Raw genomic sequence first — 20,739 nt, 5'->3', positions numbered from 1 at the left:
TCTACATCCGCAGATTCGCACACCTGCACATCTACCCCGCCGTTCACGTTCACGCGGCGTGAACACCGTGAACAGAACGTAAATACCTGCGGATCAGACCGTTCGTAAATCCGCCCCCTCCACTACGCTAAACGCCTTACAAACACCTCGAAACGGCCTGGAAACGACCCGGTTTTCTATTCCATTTCTTACTGACAATCCACTGTCACCATGATTGATGTTTGCGGGTGTTATATTTGTATGTGGGGTACATCCTGTATCCTTTATTGGTGGGGCATCATACCTGTGCTTGCTTTCCCCACGTTTCGATAACATTTATTTAACCTGAAATGACTCAAAACCACTCGTTCGCGCGGCCGGATTTTATCGAAGAGATCCGTGCCGAAATTAAAGGCTACAAATTTCGGCCGGCCAATAGATTGAAAACGGCCACCGCGCCGCCACCGGCCAACCCTGATGCCTGCCGCTACCTGTTCACCGTGGCTACCGGCAGCCGCTGGATGGAACTTGGCGAACGCGAGCCCACCCCTAAAATGCTGTTTGGTGAACTTTGGCACCAAAACGAACTTTGTATCCTTTTTGCCGATACCAATGTGGGCAAAAGCGTATTAGCCGTGCAGATCGGTAACAGCATCGCCCAGGGCAAACCCATCGCCCCCTTTGCCCTGCATGCCCAACCGGCCAAAGTGCTTTATATTGATTTTGAACTTACCACTAACCAGTTTTATCAGCGCTATACGCATGCCCGTGGGCATTACGGCTTTACGAATAACTTTTTGCGCGCCGAGTTTAAGCCGGATCACGCGATAAGCAGCGGCACCGGCAATTACGATGACCACATCATCGCCGGCATCGAATACAGAATTGAACAGGTAAATGCTACGGTATTGATCATTGATAACATCAGCTGCCTGCGCGGCGGTACTGAAAGCGCCCCGGTGGCACTCCGCCTGATGAAGAAACTAAAAGTGCTTAAAACCGACCATCACCTATCTATTCTGGTGCTGGCGCATACCCCCAAACGGCGTAACCCCGGCTCTGCGCTCTCGGCGGATGACCTGCATGGCAGTAAACTGATCATGAACTTTGCCGATAGCGCTTTCTCCATTGGTACAAGCGCCGCCGACCCGCACCTGCGTTACCTTAAACAAATAAAGCAGCGCAGCACCGCGCAGATCTATGGTGAAGATAACGTATGCCTTTGCCGCATCACCAAGCCTCATGATTTTTTGCAGATGCAGTTTGAAGGCCACAGCTACGAACGCCTGCACCTGCGCACCCGCCACACAATAAACAGGGAATTATTAAGCCCCAAAGTAGTCCAACTGGCTGCCCTGGGTTACAGCCAGCGACAGATAAGCAATGAATTGGGTATCTCTGTGGGGTTGGTTAATAAGTTGATGCCGAAGTGAACTGACCCGTTGGATAGAACGATACCATGTAAAGGAGCCCTACTGTGAAGTAAGGCTTCTTTATAGCATTATTTATTCTCTAATCGGGCTACCGCGGTTAATAGCGTTTCCGAATATTTATAAATCTCATCTAAGGAATTGATCTCGTACTTAACTTCTTTCTTAGCCTCATCTAATACAACCAAGTACTTTTTAGCCCCATCTAAATATAAGCGACATATGGTTTTACGGTTGTTGTCGTCTAAAAGAATTGCAAAATACGACTGTGCATCCCTGTAAGTAATTCTTTTGGAATCTATATTCTGCCTCAACAAAGATTTGACGATATAAAATCCTTCCAGTTCTTCTTCTGTAGTAACGATAAGTGATGCTGGTTCTGCGGTTGCCTCTAATTTTACAGCCTCTGCAACTTCAATTTGTTTTTCCTGGTTGAGTGCCGACTTTAAGCGCTCATTTATCGCGTCGCTAATTAAAAGATTAAATGAACGTTTGATTATCGGGCCGAATTGTTCTTTAACCTTAGCAGTTAAGACACCCGAATATATCTGCTTTGTAAAAAACGAGACAAAGTTTTCTGATGGCAGGATCATCTCTTTATTTAACAGTGTTTTTAACTCGTTAAGATACTTTAACTCACTTGCTGTATTGGTGATACTCTCTACATCGAAATAAGACTTATGGAACTTTTTAAGCTCCACTAACTCAGTTTCTTTGATCTCGGTGATGTTAAATTCAAGAAATGGGGTGCTATCCATTTTGTTCTTTTCCTCTAAGTCGGTATAGAAACGATAGTTTAACCCATTGGTTAAAAGCCCAAATTTTGCTTTTGTCGTATGGAAGTAGCGAAACAGCTGCGAATTGTGAGGATCAAGTTTCTCCAGGTGATGTTTACATTCTATTAAAATTGTAGGTTCACCATCCTGCATGATAGCATAGTCAACTTTCTCACCTTTTTTAATTCCAATGTCGGCAATAAATTCGGGGTTAACTTCGAAAGGATTAAAAACATCATAGCCTAAAACTTGAATGAATGGCATTATCAATGCGTTTTTTGTAGCTTCCTCTGTTTTAAGCTGGGGTAGAATTTTTTCAACACGAGATGCTAACTGTGTGATTTGGTCTTTAAAGTCCATGTTTGTTGTAATAAAGGTTGTTAGGTTATTTAGAACAATATACGATTATTATAAAGCTTTATATAATTATCTAATTATTAAATCTTGGAAATAGTGTCTGACAGGGGCCGAAGGGTTGGGGACAGATGGACGGGGAGAGCTTGATTGTAAAGTGTTTACAAGTATTTTCTGATCATAAATTATTATCTTGCAAATTATAATCTAAATCTTATATGGCGCAAGATCAATTAGACGGAGAATCAAAAAGCAACCCAAAAAGGGTGGCTCGTGCAAAAGCAGTTGGTTCCAAAAAAAACAAAGAAAAATTAAAGGACAATCCTTCGGAAAATGTTTCGGTATCGAAAACGATGCCTGTCAAACAAAGTAGTCAATCTAATTATCCCAGACATTCACTTGAGAAGGCTCTTAGAATACCAAAAGCCATTTTGGAACAAAATGCTGGAAAAGAATCAACAGATATTGAGGCTGCCAAATTTTTAGGGATAACGAACATTAAAGGCCCTTTTTCGGTTGAATTGAGTTCGAGCTTAAAGTTTGGCTTTCTTGAAAAACCAGCTCCAGGACAGGTCAAACCGACAGATTTAGCCAAAAGAATAATTAGGCCTCAATCTGACGAAGATGAATTAAAAGGGCTGCGTGAGGCCATACTTAATGCACCTGTAATTAGCGATGTTTATAAACATTATAGAGGTGAGAACCTTCCGGATAGAAAATTTTTTGAAAACACTTTAGTCGATACATTTAAAATTCCTAACGAAAAGCTTACCGAATTTATTGACATTTTTACTGAGTCGTTAAATAAAGCACGATTAATAGAAAATATTGGTGATAAACAAAGAATATTAGATATCTCGTCTGAGCGCAATTCGCCAAAGGTTGATACTTCTTTAGAGTTTAAAAAGTTAAGCAAGGCTGCTTCGGTTTCTGCCAGTGATACATGTTTTGTTATGATGCCGTTTGCCGCTCCATTAGGTCAATATTATCGAAAAATCTTTGAACCAGCTATTGAAAAAGCAGGTTTGAAGGCAGTTCGAGCAGACGATGATTTATTTGGTACTGGTAAAATTATAGATCAAATTTGGGCTGGAATAACTTCTGCGAAAGTTTTAATAGCTGAATTGACATCAAGAAATCCAAATGTTTATTATGAATTAGGTTTAGCTCATGCATTAAAAAAGCCTGTTGTATTAGTCTGTTCAAATGAACAAGATGTCCCATTTGACTTAAAACATATTAGAGTAATTTATTACGATATGTACGATCCTTTTTGGGGAGAAAAGCTTATAGAGAAGGTTGCTGAGAATATTTTATCAGCGATTGCCAATCCAAGTGAAACGATATTGTTTTAAAATCCCTTTATAATCAAAGGTCATCACTTGACTTTTTTTTAAGATTTCTCCTCGTACCTTGTTCGAAATGACAAGGTGGTGAAAGCCCCGCCACCCTTAAGCCCGATAGCAGCGGATACCGGCCGTCTTTGTGGCTAAGGACTGTGCAGTATGAGCGGATAGCGGGGCTACCATAACCGATTGTTGCTACAGCACCTTTACTTGGTGGTTCATTGGTTCATTGTTTGGCGTGGGGCTGTAGGATTGGTCAGTGCTTTTAACGAACGTTAGCCCGCTCGTCGCCGCGGAGGCTCCTTCTTTTCTCTTGATAGAAAAGAAGCAAAAACCGACCGTAGGGAGCTCATGAACACCAAAAGAAAATAATAGGTGAATAAATCAAGACAAAAAAAACCCTTCCCCGCACAGGCATTTGCCCATCGGCCCCGGTTTTTTGTCGGCCCCGCGCTCTTCGATAGGGTTGGCGTTCAATTCCCTCCCTACGGAAGGGGTGTGGCTGCCTAAAGCGCAAAGGCAGGGAGGGGTTTAACCGCCCAACTTCACCACCCACCCCAAGCCCCCACAAACGGAACGTTAGCTACCTGATGCGGCATTGGCGTGTTGCGAATAGTACAATCCCTGCTGCAGCACAGCCTTTAATAGCGACACGACGCAGCCGCGACTTTCCTTTGGTTACTTTCTTTTCGGAGAAAAGAAAGTAACAACCACAGGCTATTCATAAAACGCTGCGGCACCTAACAGGGCTCTATCGAAGCTCAGTGCTTTTAATGAACGTTAGCCCGCTCGTCGCCGCGGAGGCTCCTTGTTTTTCGCTGTTGTTTTATTTTTTTAAGGTGCTCAAGGGGGCTTCGCCGTTTTCTCTTGATAAAAAGAAGCAAAAACCGACCGTAGGGAGCTCATGAACACCAAAAGAAAATAATAAGTGAATAGATCAAGACAAAAAAATCCTTCCCCGCACAAGCCTTTACCCATCGGCCCGGTTTTTTGTCGGCCCCGCGCTCTTCGATAAGGTTGGCGTTCAATTCCCTCCCTACGGGAGGGGTGTGGCTGCCTAAAGCGCAAAGGCAGGGAGGGGTTTCAACCAGCCAAATAACCGCCACAACCCCAACCCCCCACGAACAGAACGTTAGCTACCTGATGCGGCATTGGCGTGTTGCGGATAGCACAATCCCTGCCGCAGCACAGCCTTTAATAGCGACACGACGCAGCCGCGACTTTTCTTTGGTTACTTTCTTTTGAGAGAAAAGAAAGTGACAACCACTGGCTATTCATAAAGCATTGCCGCACCTAACAGGGCTCTATCGAAGGTCAGTGCTTTGATGAACGTTAGCCCGCTCGTCGCCGCGGAGGCTCCTTCTTTTCTCTTGATAGAAAAGAAGCAAAAGATCAAGACAAAAAAATCCTGCCACGCACAGGCATTTGCCCATCGGCCCCGGTTTTTTGTCGGCCCCGCGCTCTTCGATAGGGTTAGGGTTAATTCCCTCCCCACGGGAAGGGGGGGCTGCCTAAACTTTCTAAATGACATGCTGGTGGTAAGGCACCCACGCACGGGGGCAAATCATCTGCATATTTGCACATCCGCATATCCGCACATCCAAAAAATCCCTATCTTAACCACTCATAAACCATTATAAATTTACTGCTTATGAAAATTGCTATGCTTGGCTCGGGCTTTATTGCGCGTTTCTATGCCGATTCGCTGATCGGGCACCGCAGGCTGGATGTGCTGCATGCTGTGTACAGTAGGGATGCGGCGAAGGCCAAACAGTTTGCCCATGATTATAAACTCCCCCTTTTTAGCGACGATATGCACCAGGTGGTGAACCACCCCGAAGTGGATGTGGTGGTGATAGCCTTACCAAACAATTTGCACCTGGCCGCTGTGGAAGCTTGCGCTAAAGCCGGCAAGCACGTGTTGTGCACCAAACCCCTGGGCCGCACCGCCCACGAGGCCAAACAGATGCTGGATATGGTAGAGCAGGCCGGTGTAATGGGCGGCTACCTCGAAGATCTGTGTTACACCCCCAAATTCGGCAAAAGCCTGGCCAGCGTAAAGGCGGGGGCGCTCGGCCGCGTATTGTGGGCCAAAAGCCGCGAGGCGCACCCCGGCCCCCACAGCAACTGGTTTTGGGATAAGCAGCAAAGCGGCGGCGGCTGCATTGTAGATCTGGGCTGCCACTGCATCGAAATTGCCCGCAGCTATATAGGCAAGGAGGTGCGCCCGGTAGCGGTGATGTGCTGGGCGGCCACGCAGGTGCACCCCATTGATGCCGAAGATAACGCCATAGGCATGGTTAAATATGCCAACGGCGCCATCGGGCAGTTTGAGGTAAGCTGGTGCTTTCGCGGCGGTATGGACCTGCGCGACGAGGTGATGGGCACCGAAGGCACCATCTGGATCAACAATTTTTTGCGTACCGGTTTTGATATGTTCAGCACCGGCAAAGGCGGCGGTTACGTGGCAGAGAAGGCCGAGAGCAGCCAGGGCTGGCTTTTCCCGGTGGGGGATGAGGTGAACGAATTGGGCTACAACCACATGTTTACCGATATGTTTGAGGCCATTGAGCAGAACCGCCCGCCCGCCGAAACGTTTTACGACGGCTACGTAGTGAACGCCATTATCGACGCCGCCTATGCATCTGCCCAAAGCGGCGCCTGGGAACCCGTTAACATTACCGACTGGCGCGGCAGCACCAGCACGCAGGTAGCTACCGAATTTGCCAGCTACGATGAGCACTATTACCTCATCAAAGAAGAGATACTGCCCCACGGCGAGCGTAAGCTAATCTTAAAAGATAAGACGACAGGGGAGGTTGTGGTAAGGGATATTTAGCAAGTTAAAATGCCAATCGCTTTATTAGGTATGCAGCAGGCAGGTTTTTGACTTTTTACTTAGCTATGGCGTTCCCGTTAGCCAACGGGCCGGGCTTTACGCTCATACGCCTGCAGGCCTTAGGCGCAGGGCCGGTATCCGCTGCAATCCCTAACGCAAGTACGAAGTGTTAACCGGGATTCACGGGATTTTTTGAGATTGGCAGGATCCACATCGGCAAAACTGAACACAGCACAAGCCCCAATGCCAAAATGACCCAATGACCCAATGCCCCAATGACCCAATGACCCAATGAACTAATGAACCAACAAACCAAATAAATGAACAGAAGAAAATTTATATACAGCAGCGGGATGCTGGCGGCCTTGTCGGCCGCGCCGGCCGTACTGTCGGCAGCTGTAAGCGGTGGCATAAAACCCGCCCGTGGTATCCAGCTTTACATGGTAAAAGAGGATATGGAGCGCGACCCTGCCGGCACGCTTAAGCAGTTGGGCGCAATGGGCTACACCCAAATAGAAAGTTACGGCAGCGATAAGGGCATATTTTGGGGCAAAACCAACACCGAATTTAAAAAGCTGGCTAATGGCTATGGCCTTAACCTGGTAAGCACCCACTATAACCCCTGCACCTTAGCCGAATTTGACAGGCTGGCGACGCAAGCCGCAGCCATTGAAATGCAATACCTGATATGCCCCTGGCTTGGCCCCCAAAAATCGATAGAGGATTTTAAAACCTTTGCAGCCGATTTTAACAAGCGCGGCGCCATCTGCAAAAAACACGGCCTAAAGTTTGGTTACCACCCGCACGATTACCCGTACAAACCTTTAAACGGACAGCTGCCCATAGATGTGCTGCTGGCCGGTACAGACAAACACCTGGTAGATTTTGAGATGGATATCTACTACACCGTAACCGAGGGGGCCGATCCATACGCCTACCTGCGCAACCACAAAGGCCGCTTTAAGCTGGCCCACCTGCGCGATGTGCTCAGGAAACGCCTGCCCGCAGGCAGCAAGGAAGAATCGGCCTGCGATATGGGCGAGGGTATTATTGATTTTAAAAAATTCATCACCGCGGGGCAGGATACCGGGATGCGGTATTTTTTTGTAGAGCAAAGCCGTTTTCACCACGAAACACCCCTGCAAAGCGCCAGGAAGAATGCGATGTATTTGAAGGGATTAAGGTGAAAGGGGTAAGGTGAAAGGGATAAGGTAAAAGGTAAGAAGAAAGCCTGTATAGTTTGCAAACTACACAGGCTTTTTCTTTTGTCTTGATTCCTGAATCTAAAAATTCCTGTCGCTCTTACAACAGGTATATCTTGAAAAAGCGTTTGCCGTATTCGCCCCAGCCTTCCATGGCTTTGGTTAGGGTGGTTTTAAGGCCGCTGTAGGTGGTTACCTTGCCTTTGGCCGGGATCTTCAGAGTAGCTTCAGGCACCGGTGTATCGGTTACTTTGGTGGCAAACCAGGTAACATTTTCGTGCGGCAGGGCAAGGCCCAGTATCATACCGGGTAAACCGGTAAAAGATTCCGGCCCGCCCGATACCGGGATCTCGTCGCTGTAAAAGGCCACCACATAAATAGAATCCATAACAAGGGCATTGGCACGGCGGCAGGTATAACCGGCAATCTCGCGGGTTTCGTTGGTTATTTTCCAGTTGATGCGGCGGGCGGTATCTTTCACCAAAAAGGTTTCTTCAAACACTTTTTTGTTGGTAGTGCTCAGGCCGGTGTTAAAATCGGTATAGGCGGTGTTTATTTGCTGCGCCAGGGGCATATCGCTAAACCAGCTGTTTGATGGCGGCGAATCGTCCTCCACAGGTGCATACAGGGTTTTGTTGCCGCCAAAGGTTAGCGTGCTTTTCATGGTTTTAAACTGCGGATTGTTTTTTTTGTACGATTCAAAGGCCGGGGCGTACCAGCTTTCGTTGTTCTTGGTGATCAGCTTTTGAATAACGGCGTACATATTCACCTTTTTCTCAAACTCAATAGTACCCGAAGTGGTGAAATGCGCGTTCTGTGCAAATACTACGCTGCCGCTAAACAGGCAGGTTAGTAATATTAGTATATGTTTTTTCATGGCTTGATATCTTAATTTTTATTGATCACTTATTTTTTTGCAGGCGTACCGCCGCCCATCCCGCTAAAATCCCACACCAGCGACAGCATAAAATACCTGCGGATGGTGGTGTACCTGTTCTCGGTGATCAGGTTGCTGGATGCGCTGCGGGTAAAGCCCTGGTTCTGGTTCAGCAAGTCGTTACCGCTTAGGGCCAGTTTTACCGCATCTGATTTAAAGAAGGCTTTACTGAGGCGGGCGTTGATGATGGTCTGCCTGAAATCGTTATTAAAAGATTGCGTTGCCGCGGTGTATTGATACTGGCCGTCGCTGCTAAACTCGATCTTAAACGGCAGGTAAACGCTGATGTAGTAATCGGCGCTAAAGCCGCGGCCATTGTTATTCCTGTCGGGCTGCAGGGATGCCTGGCCAATGGTATAATCGGGCCCTGCGCTTAAAAATACCGAATATTTTTTCTCTTTGTATTTAGACAGGCCTATCTTACCGCTGTAGCTGTTTGATTTTGTTTTATTAAGCTGGCCGTTTACCAGGCTGTAATAAATGTTTCCGTCGGTATTAAAACGTGCGTTAACATTTAAGCCGGCGAAACCCAGTTTACGGCTTCCGTCTACCCCCAGGTTATAGTTTGATTGCTGCTTACCGGCCAGGTTTACAGATTGTATGGTGCTTTTCCCCTGGTCATTGGTAACTACATTGCTTACGATGGGGTTGGTGGTAAAGCTGTATCCACCGTTTAACCATACCGATTGATCGCTGATGACCTTATACATGTTGTAGTAGCCATAAAACCCGTTAGTAAAGGATGGTTTAAGGTTTGGGTTACCAATGGTAACGTTGGCCGGGTCGGTATTTACGCGGATGGGCTGCAGCTGATCTATCGTAGGCTGCGTTGGGTTACCATAATAGCTGATGTTGAACGAGCTGTAGTTTGAGAATTTGTAAGAGTAGTTAGCCTGCGGGTTCCAGTTGGTAAAGCTGCGCCTTGCCGAGTTGCCGCTTATCTCATCTACCTGCTTATAATCTACATTAGATACCCGGGTACCAAAGCGGATGGTGCTTTTGCCTTTTTTATAGTTAAAGTTTACGCCACCCTGGTTGGATGTTTGGTTAAAAACGTAGTGGTTGCTAAAAGTACTGTCAAGCAGGTTGTAGTTTTGTACACCGCTGCCGCTGGAGTTATTATATGATCGCCTGTCGGCATCGCTGTTGTTAAGGTTAAAGCCGTAATTTAAAACCAATGATAATGCTTTGGTAAGCGGCTCGGTATAAGTTAAATTGGTACTCAGCCTGCTGGTTTTGCTATCATCGGTTTTCATCTGGTCGGTTACCTGGCTGCTGGTTGGCTGGTTTTGCAAGCCATAGGTATTAAGCTCCGAGTATAAAAAGCCGTGCGCTTTGTTTTGTGTAGTACCCCCGGTAACGTTTAAAGAAAGGGTACGGCCCTTTTTCTTTAATTTTTTTGTTAAAAAAGCCGATGCGTTGTACAATTGCTGATCTACGTTATTAGTTAACGTACGGTCGTTGGTGTTTAGCAGGGTATTATCAAGCCTTCTGCTTTCGGCGTTGTAAGCGCTGTAATTGTTGCTGTTTTTTAGTGTGCCGTCAACAGCTACCTTTAGCGTTGTGGTGCTATCCAGCTTAACGGTGTAGGTGGCATCCAGCTTTTGCCTAAACATGTAATTGTTAAAATTTTCGTCGCTTGTGGTGTTGATGATGCTGTTGGCATTCGGGTCTGTTGGGTCTGGCGGCAGGTTTTGCTGCTGTTTGTTGTTACGCGTACCGTCAACCTCTAAGGTACCTACCTTGTAGTTGGTATTCAGGGCGTATTTATCGTTCTTCCATTTATCATCAAAGTGCACACCGCCGGTGTTGGCCACCGGTATGCCTTGCTTATCGTATCTGCCGTTAAATGAATCCAGGCCGCCATCGTTGCTGCCGCCGTCAAAATACGCATTGCCGTCATCGCCAAACTGCAGCCCGTCGCTGGTGCCCAGTTTGTTATTATCGCTCCAGCCCAGGCCTACTTTGCCGGTGTTGCCAAATGTACCGTAAACGCTGAATTTCTTTTTCCCCTTGAATTTATTGAACAGGCCCTGGCCCTGGTAATATCCGTCGGTACCGATACCGGCATCAACTTTACCAAAGTAGCCGTTCTTTTTATCCTCCTTAAGTTTAATGTTGATGGTTTTTGTTTTTTGCCCGTCATCAATACCCGTAAAGGCTGCCTGGTCGCTTTTTTTATCGTACAGCTGCACCTTATCAACCATATCGCCACGAATATTTTTGGTAACCAGGGTAGGGTCGTCGCCAAAAAATTCTTCCCCGTCTACCAGTACCTTTTGCACGGTTTGGCCCTGGGCCGTTATCTTGCCATCCTTATCTACCTGTATGCCGGGTAATTGTTTAAGCAGGTCCTCTACCTTTGAATTGGGCTGTATGGTATAAGCTTTGGCGTTAAATTCGGTGGTATCGCCCTTTATTTTGATGGCTGCTACGGTGCCCTTTACAATTACCTCGTTCAGTAACCTCGATTTAAGGTTCATGTTGATATTGCCAAAATTGATGGTAGTTTTAGCCGAATCTAAGGTAAAATGCTCTACATAATCGGCATAGCCGGGGTAAGTTACCAGTAAGATGAATTTGCCTTTATTAAGATTGCCCAGGCTGAAAGAACCGTTTGCCGCAGCGCGGGTAAACTTGCGCAGGGTAGAATCTTTTGCGTTAAGTACGCTTACCGATGTGTTAACCAGCTTTACATTGGCAACACTATCAACCGCGGTACCCTTAACTGAATAGGAGGTTTGAGCAAGTGCAGAAAAAGATAACAGGCAAAGTAATACCAGGACAGGTAGAGTTAGTTTCATGCGTGAGGTTTAATTACAGGCAAGATATAACTAAAATCTTAGTAATAGAAATTGCATGTTTGTTAAAAAGTGTTAAATATCTGTAAGACCCGGCAAGTCACGTAATTGTTACTCGGCTTTAAAAATTTTGCCGCTGTAAACTATTTTGCCTTTAAGCGTTATTACACCCACATAAGTGCCCGGCACCAGGTTAAGGGAAACGGTATTTTGCAGCCCGTTAAAGGTTGTGGTTAAGCTTAGTTTCCCCAGGGCATCATAAAGTTTCAATTCATAATCATTCAGCTCGCCGGCTAAAATGGTAAGCTGTGCGCCAACCGGGTTGGGGAACAGCGTAAACTGGTTAGGCTGTAATAAAACGGCGCCGGCCAGATCAGAGCGGGTTACCAAACCATCCGTTGTGGTAAGGGTGGCCCGGTAATAATTAATGCCTTTTTTGGGGTTAACATCTGTAAAGGTATAATCAAGCAGCCCGGCGGTGGTATTGGTGGTACCTAAGGTGGTATATTGGTTATTGCCGGTAAGTTTTTCCCAGGTAATGGTTTTTAAATTTAACACGCTGCCTACCTGTAAAGCCAGTTGAATGCTTTTGTTATCAATTACTGTGGCCAGTAATGTACGGATGTAACACCCTACGCCCTGGGTGGTTGCATCAAGGGTATAGCTTTTTATCCCTTCAAAGCCGTTACCCATAGCGCTTACGGCATAGTAATTTGATGTTTGCGCATCCGCAGGGATCATAATGCTGGTATCTGCAGCTGTGGTTAGCTTTTGCAGCAGGTTATCTTTAATGCTATAAATGGTATAACCCGTGGCGCCGGCTTGCGCATTCCAATGCAGCAGGGTGCCTGTGGTGCAGGTATAGCCTACGCCCAGGGTAAGCGGGGCAGCCAATACAAATTCTTTGCTGATAAAATCCTGGTTGCCGATGTGCATTTTTAACAGGGCGGGGGTAAAAACATTGGGTACGGCCCATTTGTAATTGCCGGCTGCCAGGTTAACATTGGCATCAATTACCTGCCAGGTTGTACCTTTGTTATAACTTACGCTTAAACTGCCCTGTGCCGTGCCGAAGGTATTTTGCCAGCGCAGATAAGCATCCTCATTGGCCGGGATGATGCTGCCGCTTAACGGGGGGATCCACTCGAACTGGTTTACCAGGCTGGTTTGCCAGGCTATGCTGAACGCCTGCGGGCCCTGCGTTATTTTACGGCCTTGTACATAAACGGTATAAATGCCCGCAGCGGGGTTTTGCAGGGTAACCTGTTCGGTATTATTGAGGCTATCGCGCTGCATCCTGGCCGGGGTGAGTAACGAATCGGTAGCGGGATAGGCGCTTAATGCCCAGGGTAAAAGGGTGGTGCCGGTGGGGGTGGTGATGTAAAGATCCAGATCGTTAATTAAGGCGGCGGGGGTATTCAGCTGCGCGGGTGGGTCTATCCAGGCAAGCGATACTTTTAACTGCCTGCAATTGGCCGGTACGGTTACCTGGTAACTTGTTTGTGCCTTATCTGCAACGCTGCCGCTTACAAATCTTTCATCATTCAGGGTGCGTACAGCTTCCAGGGCGTTTAGCTTTCCGTAGCCTGTTTTATAATCTACATGGGCCGTGCCAATATCATCGGCAGCATTGATGAGCACAGCTTTTATCAGCGCTGCAGCGGGGAGCGTGTTATGCTTTTGCTTATAGGTTTGCTGCAGCAAGGCAACTGCACCGGTAGTTAAGGCTGCCGCGCCTGATGTGCCGTCTTCGCCATCGGCAACAATTTCTGGTTTGATGCGCCCATCATAAGCAGGGCCTGCCGAGCTTTGGCCCTCGGGTACGTCTGTACGGCCGGTACCGCCCACCACCAAAACATTTTTAGCCTGTTTAAACGTGCCGGATAAATTGGCCGTGCCGGCAAGGCCGCTGTAAATACCGGTTTGCGGTGAGGTGGTGCCAATATTGCCCGACGAAAAAACGTGCACCAGGGTTGGGTTTTCATACACCTGTTTGTCGTAAGCTTCGGCTTCTATGCCATAATAGTTTTCGATACCGGTACCATACGAATGGTTTTGTACGCTGATGCCATAGGTTGTAAACGCGGTTGCGGTATCGGGTAGCAGCCGCGCAAAATCCGACGAGGTGAATTTTACCGCAGGTGCGCCGCCGCGGCCTTTTATAAAGGAATTACCGTTGCCGCCTATCAGTGTTGCCATAGTGGTGGCATGGCTGGAATTATTAGAAGCCGGTGTTCCCGAGGCGAACGAGCGGCCAAGCAGGTCGAGGTCGTCCTGGTCATATTGTTCTTCTTTTACGCTTACGTTGATATTTGCGCCATTGATGCCGGGGAAGTTATCTGCCACGGCTGCCAGGCTGTTTGCGCCCAGGTCCAGGTCGTTAATGGCCAGTTCGGGGTAGGGCTTACGGTCAAGGCTGGCAAAGGCTACATCGTTACGCTGCAGTAATGCCGGTAACTGGTTAAGCCGGGTTTTAAGCTTTACGGTATTACCGTTTACAGCCAGCAGGTCGCCGTATTTTTTAAGATCGGCTAAAGTGCTGCCGTTTTGCTTTTTTAAAACGATGCTGATGACCCGGGAGGCATTGGGATGGCTTTGGTTGAGGCGGGCCAGGTTATCATCCGCCTTCCACAGGGCATTGGCAGGGCTTATACTTAAGGTATTACCTGCAACATTAACCGTTTTGGCCGATGCTATAATATAGTAGTGATAAGATACCCTTTTTACAACCTGTATGTTGCTGCCGGTTGCCATAGGCTGTTTAACCTTTACCAGGTAATAGCGCAGGCTATCTGTTTTAAAACCGCTTGCAGGGGCGGCATACATTTGTTTAAGTAAACCTTCGTCGGCTGTTTTTTGGGCATAACCCATATTATAACAAAAAATGAGCAGGATAAAACAGCAGATGTTTTTGATCATAAGGGGCATGCAAAAGTAAAGGGGAGCTGTTTAAACTCCCCTTTAAAGGTAAAACTACTTTGTTAAATAGTTAAATACAAAATACTGTTTGCTTAGTATAAGTAATTAAGCGCAATTTTATCATTTGCGTTAAAAGTACGGTCGCCGCCGTTAGAGCAGGCCAGCATCCATGAAGCAGCATCAGCAGTTGATGGCGTGCCCGGGATAAGTACCGCACCTACGTTTGATGCACCTTCGTTTGTTGCAGTACCGCCGCAGCTGTAAGCACGGTTAAAGTAATCGGTATGGCGGAAACCAATGCAATGGCCAATTTCGTGCTGTAACACTGATGTTAAATAATTAACATCCGGGTTAGTGCCATAGGCAGCAGCATTGGTATTCATTTGTACCTCGCTGTATGGGTTACCCTGCCTTGTTGGGAAGCCCGATGAGCCTAAAGTGATGTAACCGCCGCTTGGGCCTTCGTTAAAGCCGACAATTTTTATTTGGCCGCCACTGCTCACAAACTGAAATTTAAGGGTTAAGTTAAGCGCATTATAACGTGCAATTGCGTTTTGGGTGGCCGTAGCATACACAGTTGGCAGGTTAGAGATGGATACCGTTACGGTACGCGGCAGGTTTTTTACCAGGTTGGTGGTTCGGTATTGCTCAGTTTCAGCAATCCTTACATTAGGGCTGGTGCTTGCCTCGGTCAGGTTTTCCGGGGTTAGCATAATATCGCCTTCTACCAGGTAGTTATCACCTACTTTTCTTACCTGGTCTGTACTGAAGCCCAGGTCCTGAATATTTTTTAAAGCTGCTTCAGAAACGCCGTTCTTAACCGGTGTTACAGTAGTACTGCTGTTGTTTTTTGAGCAGGCAAATAAAACGGTTGCACCTAACACGGCAACAATGCCGGTTTTAAAAAATGATGATTTTTTCATGTGTTTGAAAGTTGTTTAGTTGTTCGATAAGTTTGTTTATAAGATGTATTAGCTGGCCAGCTATATTTTGTTTACGAATACAAGTTATAAAAAGTTGCGGTGTTTTTTAACAAATAATTAACAATTTAATCAAAATAAACATAATAGTTGTGCGTTTTATTGGTATAGCATAAAAAAAGCCCTGTAAAACAACAGGACTTGTAATTTTTTTAACTGTAGTGTTAATCTGTAAAAAAAGGCTTTATTTGCTTTAAAGGCCCTTTTTAATAGGTAAAGGGGCTATTAAAGTTTTTTATGCCAGGCAGTACCTGGTCTTTTGCAGATAAAATGGCGTCTTGCTCGGCCACGCCCCAGCCAATGGCTATTTCGGGGTCGTTCCAGGCCAGGCCAATCTCTGATGCTTTGTTATATAGGCCTCCGCTTACCTTGTAAACAAAGATAGTATCATCCTGCAGGGTTAAAAAGCCGTGTGCGCAGCCCGGCGGTACCCATAGCTGCAGTTTATTGTGTGCCGATAATTCATAAGCCACGTGCCTGCCGTAGGTAGGCGAGCCTTTGCGGATATCAACCGCTACATCCAATACAGCGCCCTGTATCACCCTTACCAGTTTGCCCTGCGCATGGGGCGGCGCCTGCGCATGTAAGCCCCTGATAGTGTTTTTTTGCGATAGGGATTGATTATCCTGCACAAAATCGGCAGTGATACCGGCATCGGTAAAGGCCTTTTTGCTGTAACTTTCAAAAAAGTAGCCGCGGTCGTCGGTAAAAACTTTGGGTTCAAAAAGCAGTACGCCGGGTATAAGTGTTTCGGTAACTTTCATTATTCAACAGTTTTCATTAAAGTATTGAATAATACAAAGCGCTCGTTAAATTGTTGCTGGTGCAAATCCTGAAATTTAAAAAGATGTTTTTTGTAATACTCCTGAAACTGCTCTATCGTATCAGCATTAAACTGTACGCAGTAAGTAATGCCCTCGTTAGGCGAATCGATGATGGTAAGCAACCGGTACGAGCTGAAGCAGCCGGTAGCCATAATCGCCGGGATGTGTACGTTCTTCATCCAGTCGAGCCATTCCTGCTCAACGGTGTCATCTAAAATTACGGTGTCGTTGTAAACAATCATGCGGTAAAAGTACTATTTTTTAGCTTTGACAACTTTTAAAAAGTTGTCAAAGCTATTAGTTAGTGATTGATTCGCCGATTAAACGCAGCACCTGTTGATTTTAGCATTGACAACTTTTTAAAAGTTGTCAATGCTATTAGTTAATGAATCATTCGCCGATTAAAACACATCACCTGTTAATTTTAGCATTGACAACTTTTTAAAAGTTGTCAATGCTTTTTAAAAGTTGTCAAAGTAATTAGTTAGTGAATGATACTCAACTAACAAACCAGAGTTACGAAGCATCATTCTTATCGCCCCTTAGCAGCCGGAAACGTTTACGTGCATCGTTTATCCAAAGGCTGCCGGGGTAAGCTGTTATAATTTTTTGGTAATAGGTTTTGGCCAGGGGGGCATCGTTCAGCCTGGTTTCGTAAATATCGCCCAGCATAAATACGGCATCATCGGCCCAAAGATCGAACGCGTGCTGTTCGGCTATTTTTTTCAGGATCACCACGGCGTCGGCAAAGGCCTTCTGCTGGATCAGGATGCGGGCTTTGGCCATCAGTATATCGGCTTCCAGCGCATTGCCGGGGTATTTTTTATCAATGCTATCTAAAGTAACCAGGGCCTTATCGGTTTGCCCGGCAAATATCAGCAAATCTGCCCGTGCATAGATTTTTAAAGCATTGCCGCTGCTATCTGCGCTCAGGTTATCACTTATCAGTAACGACAGGTTTAAAGCATCGTTGGCGATCAGTTGGGTGGTGGCAGCTTTTAAAATATCCAGCTGGCGGCGGGCCCAGTTAAAATCGCCGGTGTAATAGGCCATTTTTGCATTGCGCAGTATAGCATCCTGCGCAATAGCGGTGTTAGGGTTGTCTTTTTCTACCTGGCTGTATAATAAGGTGGCATCCCAGGGCTGGTTGTTCAGCAGGTAAACGTCGCCCAGGTCAAGCTTGCAGGCGGCCATCAGGGCGGGCCTTACACCTTGCAGGGTAATGGCTGTTTCCAGCAGGGTTTGGGCATCTTTTAATTTGTGCAGTTTAAACGCCTGCAAACTGGCCAGCTTTTGCATGGCAAACACGGTGCTGCGGTTGCGGCCAAATTCATTCAGTAAGCCAATATAATCCTGCTCCAGGCTTAACAGGTCGGCCTGAATATACCTGCCCGAGGTTACCTTTAAGTTTTTGGTATTGATCAGTTCTGTTTTGGCCTGAATGTAATTGGGGTTAGTGCTGCCTTTGGTGATGATGTATTCGTAACCGCGTATGGCATCATCATAAGCCTCGTTGGCTACCAGCGTGCGGCATAGTTCAAATACATCGGTGCCATCATCATTTAGCCTGCGGCTTAACGCAAGCGATTGGTTAAGGGCCATGTTAAACTGTTTTTGCTGCAGGTATTGCCAGGTAAGCAGGTTGGGATACACAACCTGCTGCGGGTCTTTCTGAATGCGTTTCAGTAGGGCCGTTTTCAGCATGTCGTAATCTTCGGGCCCCTCATAAACGCCGGCCAGCGTATTTTCGGCCTGGCTAATGAATGCCGGGTTGCCGGGTAAAAAATTAAGGTACTCTTCGGTAAGGCCTTCCTTATCGCGTTTGTAGCGGTAAAGGCTGATGAGCTCAAAAGAAAAAGCGGCATCATTATGCAGTATTTTGCGGCCCTGGATAAAAATTTTAATGGCATAATCGGCATTGGCATTTTGGTAAAACTGCGATGCTATGCCCTGTATGGCGTTTTGATCGGCAGGCAGGTTTTTGATCAGATCATTATAAATGGCATCGGCTTTATCGGTATTGCCCTGCTGGGTATATATATTGCCAAGTGCAATTATATATGAGTTGCTGCCCGGATATTTGCGCAGCATTTTTTTAGTAATGGTTTCGGCATCGTCAAACTTTTTAAAGGTTACCAGCACATTCAGGTACGCCTGAAAATACACCTCGTTATCCTGTTTAAACAATTTTTGGTACATATCCAGCGCCTTTTGCTGCTCGCCGTTTGCCGCATATTGCCGGGCCAGTTGCAGATCGTTGTTCTGGGCAAAAGCGCATGTGCCGAAAATAAAACATACCAGTGCAAGTATATACAGTCGCTTCATTCTTTTTTTATAATTTTAGCCCTTTACAGGTACAGGAATATGTAACGTTATAAGCGGGTAAAATTGTAGTGACATTAACATAAACATTAACTAAAAGTACTATTTTAACCACGTATTAACAATTAAGATAAAGCAGATGCCCGGTCGTTTAAGATCATTTTTATTGATTACCGTTATCGTTTTTATTTGTGCTTGCAAACAAAACGATGTAAGGCAAATACCTGTAAGTGACTTTTTTAAGACACCCGAGAAGAGCTTTTTTAAAATCTCGCCCGATGGTAAGTACATCTCTTATTTAAAGCCTTATAAAGATAAGCAAAATATCTACATCCGATCTTTAGAGACCGGCGACGAGCACATGGCAACCAGCTTTACCGATTACCCCGTGCGCGATTACACCTGGACTTTCAGCAACCAGATTGTGTTTACACAGGATATTATTGCGATAGACGAATTCAGGATCTATACTTTTGATGTTGCATCCCTTAAAGTAAAACGCCTGCTTAATTTAGATAAGGCGCGCATCCGCATTCTTAACCGCAACCGCCTGCAGCCCGACGTGATCACCGTGGCCATGAACAAGCGCGACCCGGTTAACTTTGATGTTTACCGCCTTAACGTTAAAACCGGCGAACTGAAACCCTACCTGCTAAACCCCGGCAATATCACCAAATGGTATCCCGATGCGGATGGCGGCATCAGGCTGGTAAAGGTATCTGACGGGGTAGACGAGACCATCCTGTTTCGTGCTAATGATAAAGCGGCGTTTAAGCCCATCATAAAAAATAACTTTACGGATAGAGTGGAGCCGGTTGCCTTTACGGGGATAAAAACAAATTTTTATGCCTTATCAAATGTTAACCGCGATAAAACGGCATTGATAGAGATAAATGCAGAGAACGGTAAGGAAGAGAAAGTAGTTTACGCCAGCAATAAGGCAGATATACTGGATGTAGCCTACTCCAAAAACAAACACCGGCCCGAGCTGGTATCCTGGGAAGAGGCTAAACCGCAAAAGCATTTTCTGGATAAGGGGATAGAGGCGATGTACAATAATTTATCGGCTAAGATAAAGGGCAACCAGATAGATATTGTTGACCGCGACAGCACCGAGAATAAATTTATTATTGTAAGTTCTACCGATAAAAACCCGGGATCATACTACCTGTATGAACGCAGCGCCGACAAGCTGACCAAGCTGGCCGATGTTAACCCCGAAATAGTACCCGAAGAGCTTTGCGATATGCAGCCGGTATCTTTTAAAGCGAGCGACGGGATGCTGATAAACGGTTATTTAACCATCCCTAAGGGCAAAGACAAAAAAAACCTGCCCGTAGTGGTGATGCCGCACGATAATATCTGGGGCCGCAACTCGTGGGATTATGATGCCGAGGTGCAGTTTTTAGCTAACCGCGGGTATGCCGTGTTCCAGGTAAATTACAGGGGGTCGGCAGGGTATGGCAAGGCTTTTCGCAGTGCCGGCTTTAAACAGGTGGGCGGTAAGATACAGCAGGATATTACCGATGGCGTAAAATGGCTGATAGCCAATAAAATTGCCAACCCTAAAAAAATAGCCATATTTGGTGGTAGCTTTGGTGGGTTTTCGGCCCTGTACGGCGTATCGTTTCATCCCGAAATTTATAACTGCGCCATTGTTAAATACGGCCTCATTAACTTTTTTACTTATCTGAAAGATGCACCGCCGTTTTTTAAACCCTATCTTAAAATGACTTACGAGATGGTTGGTAACCCCGAAACGGATGCCGACCAGCTAAGGGCCATATCGCCGGTTTTTCATACGGATAAGATCAAAAGCCCGTTACTGATATTCCAGGGGGCTAAAGACCCGCGCGCCAACATCAGCGAGCTTAACCAGTTTGTGCGCGAACTTAAAAAGCGCAACGTGCCGGTAATTTATCGCCTTAAAGAGAACGAACGCGCCTATTTTAAAAGCGAAAATAACCGTATGGAAATGTATGCCGAGATAGAAACCTTTTTGAACACCAACATGCAGGTTAAACCGTAAC

General features: G+C 46.2%; 13 protein-coding genes. 5 read left to right on the top strand and 8 right to left on the bottom strand.

Features of this window, described 5'->3' with window-relative positions:
• Positions 1 to 329: 329 nt before the first annotated feature.
• Positions 330 to 1,412 (top strand): AAA family ATPase, encoded by a 1,083-nt coding sequence (locus E2R65_RS04910; protein WP_134335341.1) that lies wholly within the window; start codon positions 330 to 332, stop codon positions 1,410 to 1,412.
• A 68-nt stretch (positions 1,413 to 1,480) separates the two neighbouring features.
• Here E2R65_RS04910 and E2R65_RS04905 read toward each other — a convergent pair whose 3' ends face one another.
• The gene (locus E2R65_RS04905; RefSeq protein WP_134335340.1) at positions 1,481 to 2,545 is read right to left on the bottom strand and encodes a type I restriction endonuclease; all 1,065 of its coding nucleotides are present in this window, start codon (positions 2,543 to 2,545) and stop codon (positions 1,481 to 1,483) included.
• Positions 2,546 to 2,757: 212 nt separating this feature from the next.
• Here E2R65_RS04905 and E2R65_RS04900 point away from each other — a divergent pair, with 212 nt between their 5' ends.
• From E2R65_RS04900 to E2R65_RS04890, 3 genes are all read left to right on the top strand, one after another.
• The gene (locus E2R65_RS04900; RefSeq protein WP_204986274.1) at positions 2,758 to 3,894 is read left to right on the top strand and encodes a TIR domain-containing protein; all 1,137 of its coding nucleotides are present in this window, start codon (positions 2,758 to 2,760) and stop codon (positions 3,892 to 3,894) included.
• A gap of 1,642 nt (positions 3,895 to 5,536) precedes the next feature.
• On the top strand, positions 5,537 to 6,724 hold the full coding sequence (locus E2R65_RS04895; RefSeq protein WP_134335339.1) for a Gfo/Idh/MocA family protein: 1,188 nt from the start codon (positions 5,537 to 5,539) through the stop codon (positions 6,722 to 6,724).
• Positions 6,725 to 7,044: 320 nt separating this feature from the next.
• Entirely contained in the window at positions 7,045 to 7,911 is an 867-nt protein-coding gene (locus E2R65_RS04890; RefSeq protein WP_134335338.1) for a sugar phosphate isomerase/epimerase family protein, read from the top strand.
• A gap of 115 nt (positions 7,912 to 8,026) precedes the next feature.
• Here E2R65_RS04890 and E2R65_RS04885 read toward each other — a convergent pair whose 3' ends face one another.
• The 7 genes from E2R65_RS04885 to E2R65_RS04855 form a co-directional block, all read right to left on the bottom strand.
• The gene (locus E2R65_RS04885) at positions 8,027 to 8,803 is read right to left on the bottom strand and encodes a GLPGLI family protein (RefSeq protein WP_134335337.1); all 777 of its coding nucleotides are present in this window, start codon (positions 8,801 to 8,803) and stop codon (positions 8,027 to 8,029) included.
• A 29-nt stretch (positions 8,804 to 8,832) separates the two neighbouring features.
• Complete coding sequence (locus tag E2R65_RS04880; RefSeq protein ID WP_134335336.1) at positions 8,833 to 11,667, bottom strand: outer membrane beta-barrel protein; 2,835 nt, start codon at positions 11,665 to 11,667, stop codon at positions 8,833 to 8,835.
• A 108-nt stretch (positions 11,668 to 11,775) separates the two neighbouring features.
• The gene (locus tag E2R65_RS04875) at positions 11,776 to 14,583 is read right to left on the bottom strand and encodes a S8 family peptidase (protein ID WP_158285216.1); all 2,808 of its coding nucleotides are present in this window, start codon (positions 14,581 to 14,583) and stop codon (positions 11,776 to 11,778) included.
• Between the two features lie 92 nt (positions 14,584 to 14,675).
• The gene (locus E2R65_RS04870) at positions 14,676 to 15,506 is read right to left on the bottom strand and encodes a M57 family metalloprotease (RefSeq protein ID WP_134335334.1); all 831 of its coding nucleotides are present in this window, start codon (positions 15,504 to 15,506) and stop codon (positions 14,676 to 14,678) included.
• Positions 15,507 to 15,769: 263 nt separating this feature from the next.
• Entirely contained in the window at positions 15,770 to 16,327 is a 558-nt protein-coding gene (gene rfbC / locus E2R65_RS04865) for a dTDP-4-dehydrorhamnose 3,5-epimerase (RefSeq protein WP_134335333.1), read from the bottom strand.
• On the bottom strand, positions 16,327 to 16,629 hold the full coding sequence (locus tag E2R65_RS04860) for a DUF4286 family protein (RefSeq protein ID WP_134335332.1): 303 nt from the start codon (positions 16,627 to 16,629) through the stop codon (positions 16,327 to 16,329). Before E2R65_RS04860 ends, rfbC begins: the two co-directional genes overlap by 1 nt.
• A 274-nt stretch (positions 16,630 to 16,903) precedes the next feature.
• Positions 16,904 to 18,712, bottom strand: coding sequence for a tetratricopeptide repeat protein (locus tag E2R65_RS04855; protein WP_134335331.1), 1,809 nt, complete (start codon positions 18,710 to 18,712; stop codon positions 16,904 to 16,906).
• 136 nt (positions 18,713 to 18,848) lie between these two features.
• Between E2R65_RS04855 and E2R65_RS04850 the strand changes: the two genes are divergently transcribed.
• Complete coding sequence (locus E2R65_RS04850; RefSeq protein ID WP_134335330.1) at positions 18,849 to 20,738, top strand: alpha/beta hydrolase family protein; 1,890 nt, start codon at positions 18,849 to 18,851, stop codon at positions 20,736 to 20,738.
• Position 20,739: the final 1 nt, after the last annotated feature.

This window comes from Mucilaginibacter phyllosphaerae, assembly GCF_004378255.1.
Lineage (GTDB): Bacteria > Bacteroidota > Bacteroidia > Sphingobacteriales > Sphingobacteriaceae > Mucilaginibacter > Mucilaginibacter phyllosphaerae.
This window is presented reverse-complemented; position numbering and strand designations above follow the sequence as displayed.

What these genes read in the sequence shown, in the direction of transcription:
- E2R65_RS04910 (WP_134335341.1), top strand. Translation starts at nt 330, where the DNA reads ATGACTCAAAACCACTCGTTCGCGCGGCCGGATTTTATCGAAGAGATC.
- E2R65_RS04905 (WP_134335340.1), bottom strand. Translation starts at nt 2,545, where the DNA reads ATGGACTTTAAAGACCAAATCACACAGTTAGCATCTCGTGTTGAAAAA.
- E2R65_RS04900 (WP_204986274.1), top strand. Translation starts at nt 2,758, where the DNA reads ATGGCGCAAGATCAATTAGACGGAGAATCAAAAAGCAACCCAAAAAGG.
- E2R65_RS04895 (WP_134335339.1), top strand. Translation starts at nt 5,537, where the DNA reads ATGAAAATTGCTATGCTTGGCTCGGGCTTTATTGCGCGTTTCTATGCC.
- E2R65_RS04890 (WP_134335338.1), top strand. Translation starts at nt 7,045, where the DNA reads ATGAACAGAAGAAAATTTATATACAGCAGCGGGATGCTGGCGGCCTTG.
- E2R65_RS04885 (WP_134335337.1), bottom strand. Translation starts at nt 8,803, where the DNA reads ATGAAAAAACATATACTAATATTACTAACCTGCCTGTTTAGCGGCAGC.
- E2R65_RS04880 (WP_134335336.1), bottom strand. Translation starts at nt 11,667, where the DNA reads ATGAAACTAACTCTACCTGTCCTGGTATTACTTTGCCTGTTATCTTTT.
- E2R65_RS04875 (WP_158285216.1), bottom strand. Translation starts at nt 14,583, where the DNA reads ATGATCAAAAACATCTGCTGTTTTATCCTGCTCATTTTTTGTTATAAT.
- E2R65_RS04870 (WP_134335334.1), bottom strand. Translation starts at nt 15,506, where the DNA reads ATGAAAAAATCATCATTTTTTAAAACCGGCATTGTTGCCGTGTTAGGT.
- rfbC (WP_134335333.1), bottom strand. Translation starts at nt 16,327, where the DNA reads ATGAAAGTTACCGAAACACTTATACCCGGCGTACTGCTTTTTGAACCC.
- E2R65_RS04860 (WP_134335332.1), bottom strand. Translation starts at nt 16,629, where the DNA reads ATGATTGTTTACAACGACACCGTAATTTTAGATGACACCGTTGAGCAG.
- E2R65_RS04855 (WP_134335331.1), bottom strand. Translation starts at nt 18,712, where the DNA reads ATGAAGCGACTGTATATACTTGCACTGGTATGTTTTATTTTCGGCACA.
- E2R65_RS04850 (WP_134335330.1), top strand. Translation starts at nt 18,849, where the DNA reads ATGCCCGGTCGTTTAAGATCATTTTTATTGATTACCGTTATCGTTTTT.